Origin of the sequence: Eggerthella sp. (genome assembly GCF_048329335.1) — a bacterium.
In the GTDB taxonomy this organism is placed as follows: Bacteria; Actinomycetota; Coriobacteriia; order Coriobacteriales; family Eggerthellaceae; genus Eggerthella; species Eggerthella lenta.
The window spans coordinates 1-1,598 of the sequence record NZ_DBFEGU010000076.1 but is presented as its reverse complement, the minus strand read 5'-3'; the positions used below and the strand labels follow the sequence as shown (position 1 = coordinate 1,598).

2 protein-coding genes and 1 pseudogene are annotated in these 1,598 nt (G+C 65.8%); 2 read left to right on the top strand and 1 reads right to left on the bottom strand.

The annotated features are described in order from the left end of the window. A pseudogene (locus ACMO6A_RS02405) lies at positions 1 to 206 on the bottom strand (hypothetical protein); the annotation flags it as partial. 231 nt (positions 207 to 437) lie between these two features. Between ACMO6A_RS02405 and ACMO6A_RS02400 the strand changes: the two are divergent. After that, positions 438 to 1,217, top strand: coding sequence for a hypothetical protein (locus ACMO6A_RS02400; RefSeq protein ID WP_418470726.1), 780 nt, complete (start codon positions 438 to 440; stop codon positions 1,215 to 1,217). Then, positions 1,214 to 1,598: DUF5067 domain-containing protein (locus tag ACMO6A_RS02395; RefSeq protein WP_418470725.1), on the top strand; the 385-nt coding region annotated here is incomplete at its 3' end. The genes ACMO6A_RS02400 and ACMO6A_RS02395, both read left to right, overlap by 4 nt.

Genomic DNA, 1,598 nt, shown 5'->3' with positions numbered 1-1,598 from the left:
GCGTCGGAGCACTCAGCGCACAGCGCGGCGAGGATATTCATGCCGTGTCTGAATGCCTGGCTGTAGGGATACCTATGCGGGTCGGCCTCGTAGAGGCCGTCCTTCTCGGCGATGCCGTATGCGATGAGGAATACGGCGGTCTCGAAGCGGTTGGCGATATCGCGGGCTTTGCCGGCGGCTTCGGCCGCGGCGATCGGGTCGGACATGGACCACCTCTTTATTGGAATTGGCATACACAGCAGCTTTGATACCCGCCCCCGCCGCGCTTTACACGCCCCTACCGAAACTCGACGGATAAAAATGCCCCCGCACCGGCTCGAATCGAGTGAAAGACTTCCCGCGCACGGGGTAGAAACAGCTGGGACGGTACACATCCGCGCGAAAGGTCGGACATGTCTAGGGTGGCCTACGGGCAAAAGGGATACAGCGGCGCTTCCATGAGCGTGAACGCGCGGGCGGCCTACGAGGCGGGGGAGATGCCCCGCTCGAAATGGACCAAGGCGGCGATCCTCGGCGCCTTGAGGGGCTACTGCGATGAGATGGACCTGCTCTACGACCCTGCGGTCGAGTCCGAGACCAAGGCTGCGCTCTTCGACCGGTTCATCGCCTCCTCGTCCTGGCACCACACCGGCGCCTACGCCCGCGAGACGGAGTTCTTCGCCCTGGACGAGGCCGCCGTGGTCGGGGCGTTCCGCGAGCTCGGGCCCGAGGAGGCGGCCGAGCGCGACCGGATCCGGGCGCAGGCTGCGGCCCGGGTGCAGGAGGCGGAACGGCATCGGAGGGAAGCGGAATGCCTATTCGAGTACCGCTTCTCCTGCTCCCCATATAGCGCCATGGCGTACGAGGCGTTCCATCCCGAGCTGTGCGAGCGCCGTGTGAGCAAACGCAGGAAGCAGGAGCTCGTCGTGTACCGGCTGCCGGACGGCAGCGAGCCGTCGGGCTATGCGGAGATGTCCGTCCCGGCGGACTATGCGGACAGCAGCCATGTCGTGCCGTCGGTTTTCATATCCGGCACGGGCGGGGATCGCGCGTGGCGCGATATCGACTTCGACGAGGCCGAGCGGAAATTCGCCGCGGCGGCGAGAAGGGCCGCGGCCTTTCGCGAGGGGAGACCGAAGCTCATGCAGGACGAGGCCGGGCGCGCTGTGATACGTGAGACTCGGCACCGCGTCTGCACCGCCCCCATTTTGAAGAGCATAAAGGAGATTCACAGGTGACGGGGAAGAATGTCTATACGATGACGGCGATGACGAGGCGAGCGTTCGTGGGCCTCGCGGTCATGGCGGCGCAGACCGGACTCGCGGGCTGCGTGAGGAACGGGGCGCCGGACGCCGGCTCCTCCGACGGCGGCGCCGGGAAGTCGGGCGATGCCGGCACCTCGTCGCCGTTCGCGCCGCAGCAGTCCGCCCAGGCGTCCGTGGATGGCATTTCGATCGACCGCGTGACGATCGAGGAAGGCACGGGGCCGGACGGCAAGCCGTTCCGCTACATCCGGGTTGCCTATACCTTCGAGAACGTCACGGACTCGGACACTGTCGCACCCTATACCGACATCAACGCATACCAGGACGGGATCAAGCTCGACAGGTCCTACAAGG

Bases quoted from the DNA above. Each gene is read 5' to 3' on its own strand.
- ACMO6A_RS02400 (WP_418470726.1), top strand. From the start codon at position 438: ATGAGCGTGAACGCGCGGGCGGCCTACGAGGCGGGGGAGATGCCCCGC.